The following is a 3390-nucleotide window of genomic DNA, read 5'->3' on the forward strand; positions in this document are numbered from 1 at the left end:
TACCGGGCCAAGGGCATGGGGCGTGATCGGGTGTGCGTGGGCTGAGAAACGCGGGCGGCCTGTCGTTGGGCGCTGCCCTTGGCGGCGGCGTGCAGCGTTGACGCGAGCGTTTCAGTGCGCGTCCTGGTCGTCCACTCTCTCCAGTGCCACCTGCGCCGCCTCGCGGGTATCCGCAGATTCCGAGCGCAACGACAGGGCCAGCCCGGTGCGCATGGTCGGATCCGCGAAGGCGGCGGCCAGCTGGGTGACCCAGTAGCGGCTGCCGTCGGACAGCAGGGGATCTTCCAGCGCCTCCCGGATTGCGACGATGGCCTCGCCGCGGCTGCAGGCATGGAACAGGTCTTCGACCAGCGGATAGACGCCCCAGCCGTCGCCCTTGCCGAAGGAGCGCAGGAACAGCGGCAGCGCGGCGTGGTCCGGAGCGGCGAGGAATAGGCGTCGCGCCGCGTCATAGGCGTCGATCAGGTCCTGGGTGAGCTGGTCGTCGTCGGGCAGCGGTTGCTGCGCGCGCAGGAAGGTCAGGGCGTCGGTCTTGTTCACTGGAAGGGTGATCGTTCGTGGGGGGCGTCTGCGCGCTGGGTGCGGCGGGCGAGCACAGGATCAGCGCGCGGGCAGGTGCCGCGACACCTTCGCGGTCAGCAGCTGCACCAGCGCCGGATCCATGTAGGCGAAGTCGTCGGGGATGTCGAGGCAGACGATGCGTGCGCGGCCGAGATGGCGCTTGAACCGGCGCGACAGCTTGTTGCGATGCGCCGGTTCCATGACGAAGACGATGTCCGCCCACTCCAGCAGTTCCGGGGTGATTGGGGTGTCCGCGTCGTGGTCGACGCCGGCCGAGGCGGTGTCCACGCCGGGCCAGGTGGCGAACACCTGTTCGGCGGTGGGGCTGCGCAGCCGGTTGCGGCTGCACACGAACAGCAGGTGGCGGGTCATGCGAGCGGCTGGCGGCGCGCGCGTGCCTTGCAATCCATGCCGCGGCTATGGCGCTGCGCCGACCGGCGGCGCCGGCCAGGCGTTGGCGATCTTGCAGAACAGGCGCGCGGTCTGCTCGGTGTCGTAGACCGCGCTGTGCGCGTCGGCGGCGTTCCAGTCGAAGCCGGCGGCCTGCACCGCGCGCGCCAGCACGGTCTGGCCGTAGGCGATGCCGGCCAGGGTGACGGTGTCGAACACGCTGAAGGGGTGGAACGGATTGCGCTTGTGGCCGCAGCGGGCGACCGTGGCGTTGAGGAAGTTGAGGTCGAAATGGGCGTTGTGGCCGACCAGGATGGCGCGCTGGCACCCGTACTTCTTCACCGCCGCGCGCACCGGCGCGAACACGTGGTCCAGCGCCTCGCGTTCGGGCTTGGCGAAGCGAAACGGGTGATCCAGGACGATGCCGGTGACTTCCAGCGACTTCGGATCGATCAATGTGCCGGGCGCCGGCACCACGTGCGCGCTGGCGGTGACGCCGGGATACAGCTGGCCGAAATCGTCCATTTCGATCGGCACCACCGCGATCTCCAGCAGCGCATGCTTGTTCCAGTCGAAACCGCCGGTTTCCACGTCCACCACCACGGGCAGATAGCCGCGGAAACGCCGCGACATCGGGGTGATGACCAGGGGTTGCGAGGGACTGTCGACCGAATCGTTCATCCGCCAAGGTTAGCAGAGCGCGGCCGCCGGCCGCCGCGGCGTCACTCGGGCAAACGCGTGCCGAGCACGCTGCCCTGCGCGCGCAGCCGTTCCAGCAGGGCCGCGCCCTCGTCCAGCAGAGCGGCAGGCGCAAGGCCGTGCGCGGCGGCCAGATCCAGCAGCAGTGCGCGTCCGCTGCGCGTGCCTGGCTGCAGCGCTGCCAGCACGGCGTAGGCCAGCGGTGCCAGTTCGGCGAAGCGCACCTGGCCGTCGGCCTCGCGCCGCGCCAGCAGACAGGTCGGCTGCGCCGGCGCCGTGTCCGGCTGCCAGGCCGGGCCGATGCGCTGCACCGGCCAGCGGTAGCGCAACAGGCGCAGCCACGGCGACAGCAGCGGGATGCCGTCGAGCAGGTCGCCGCGCGGATCGTGCGGCGGCAGCGCCGCATCGTCGATCTGCACTTGCAGTTCCACGGTCTCGTAGTGTGCCAGTTCGGCCATCCAGGGGCGTCGCGGATCGGGCGCGCGCTGCGCCAGGAACGCCACCAGCTCCTCGCCCAGACGCGGGAACAGCGGGGTGCGGGCGCGGTGCTCGGCGCAGAACGCACGCAGCAGCGCCGTCCAGTCGGCGTCGCCGAGGGTGGCGCGCAGCACCGGGAACTGGCCGCTCAGCAGCTGCGCCAGATTGTCGAAGAACAGGGCGCGGTACACCGCCAGGCGCTGCGGTGGGATATCGGCCGGCGGCGGGTGTCGCTGCGGATCGCGCAGATGCAGGGTCAGCGCGAACTGCTGCGCGCGCAGCGTCTCGCTCATGCGTCGGGCGACGGCGCATGCGCCTGCGCGGCGCGGATGCACTGCACTTCGTCCAGCAGCTCGCCCAGCGGCGGGAACTGGCCGTCGCGCTCGAGCACAGTGGGACGCACGCCGTGCAGGCGGTAGGCGGCGGCGAGCAGGGTCCAGACCGGGTCGGCCACCGGCGCGGCGTGGGTGTCGATCTTCAGCCCGCTGGCTTGGTCGTCGCGGTGGCCGGCGACGTGGTACGAGGCGATGCGTGCGCTCGGCAGGGCGGCGAGGAAGGCCAGCGCGTCGTCGCCGTGGTTGCTGGCGTTGACGTGCACGTTGTTGACGTCCAGCAGCAGGTCGCAGTCGGCCTCCGCCAGCACCGCAGTCACGAAGGCGGCTTCGCTCATCGCCTGGCTAGGTGTGGCGTAGTAGGAGACGTTCTCCACCGCGATGCGCCGGCCCAGCGCGTCCTGCACCTGGGCGATGCGCGCGCCGACGTGGCGCACCGCTTCGTCGGTGAACGGCAGCGGCAGCAGTTCGTAGAGGTGGCCGTCGTCGGCGCTGTAGCTGAGGTGTTCGCTGTACAGCGCGACCCGGTGCCGGTCGAGGAACTGCCGGGTCTGCTGCAGCAGGGTGGTATCCAGCGCCGCCACGCCGCCCAGCGACAGCGACAGGCCGTGGCAACTGAGCGGATGCCGCGCGCTCAGCGTCTGCAGCAATTGGCCGGGGCGGCCGCCGACGCCGATCCAGTTGTCCGGTGCGCATTCGAGGAAGTCGAACGCATCCGTCGGCGCCTGCAGCAGGTCCTGCAGCAGGCCGCGGCGCAGCCCGAGGCCGGCGCTGGCCGCGGCCAGCGGCCGGGCGTCGTACCGGGGTGGTTCAGAGGCTGCCACCGCATTTGCCCTCGCCGCACTTGCCTTCGGCCATGGCCTTGTCGTCGTGCTTGGCCTGGGGCGTGGCGGCGCTCCCGGCCGCCGCGGGCTTGGCCGGCGGCGCCGCC

At 71.4% G+C, this 3390-nt stretch carries 6 protein-coding genes; all 6 read right to left on the reverse strand.

Going from position 1 to position 3390, the window contains the following annotated elements; translation table 11 throughout:
• Window positions 1-111 precede the first annotated feature (111 nt).
• The 6 genes from D183_RS0122610 to D183_RS28280 are packed head-to-tail and all read right to left on the reverse strand — an operon-like array spanning window position 112 to window position 3317.
• A complete protein-coding gene (locus D183_RS0122610) occupies window positions 112-540 on the reverse strand; it encodes a hypothetical protein (RefSeq protein ID WP_017911005.1) in 429 nt (142 codons plus the stop codon).
• A gap of 60 nt (window positions 541-600) precedes the next feature.
• Window positions 601-933 (reverse strand): low molecular weight protein tyrosine phosphatase family protein, encoded by a 333-nt coding sequence (locus D183_RS0122615; RefSeq protein WP_017911006.1) that lies wholly within the window; start codon window positions 931-933, stop codon window positions 601-603.
• A 45-nt stretch (window positions 934-978) separates the two neighbouring features.
• Window positions 979-1632: a ribonuclease T gene (rnt, locus tag D183_RS0122620; protein WP_017911007.1), complete on the reverse strand. Its 654-nt coding sequence runs from the start codon at window positions 1630-1632 to the stop codon at window positions 979-981.
• Window positions 1633-1673: 41 nt separating this feature from the next.
• On the reverse strand, window positions 1674-2420 hold the full coding sequence (locus D183_RS0122625) for an HvfC family RiPP maturation protein (protein ID WP_017911008.1): 747 nt from the start codon (window positions 2418-2420) through the stop codon (window positions 1674-1676).
• Window positions 2417-3283: an HvfB family MNIO-type RiPP peptide maturase gene (locus D183_RS0122630; RefSeq protein WP_017911009.1), complete on the reverse strand. Its 867-nt coding sequence runs from the start codon at window positions 3281-3283 to the stop codon at window positions 2417-2419. Before D183_RS0122630 ends, D183_RS0122625 begins: the two co-directional genes overlap by 4 nt.
• Window positions 3270-3317, reverse strand: coding sequence for an HvfA family oxazolone/thioamide-modified RiPP metallophore (locus D183_RS28280; RefSeq protein ID WP_430543327.1), 48 nt, complete (start codon window positions 3315-3317; stop codon window positions 3270-3272). Before D183_RS28280 ends, D183_RS0122630 begins: the two co-directional genes overlap by 14 nt.
• Window positions 3318-3390 lie beyond the last annotated feature (73 nt).

The organism is Xanthomonas sp. SHU 199 (assembly GCF_000364665.1).
Lineage (GTDB): Bacteria > Pseudomonadota > Gammaproteobacteria > Xanthomonadales > Xanthomonadaceae > Xanthomonas_A > Xanthomonas_A sontii.

What these genes read in the sequence shown, in the direction of transcription:
- rnt (WP_017911007.1), bottom strand. Translation starts at nt 1,632, where the DNA reads ATGAACGATTCGGTCGACAGTCCCTCGCAACCCCTGGTCATCACCCCG.
- D183_RS0122625 (WP_017911008.1), bottom strand. Translation starts at nt 2,420, where the DNA reads ATGAGCGAGACGCTGCGCGCGCAGCAGTTCGCGCTGACCCTGCATCTG.
- D183_RS0122615 (WP_017911006.1), bottom strand. Translation starts at nt 933, where the DNA reads ATGACCCGCCACCTGCTGTTCGTGTGCAGCCGCAACCGGCTGCGCAGC.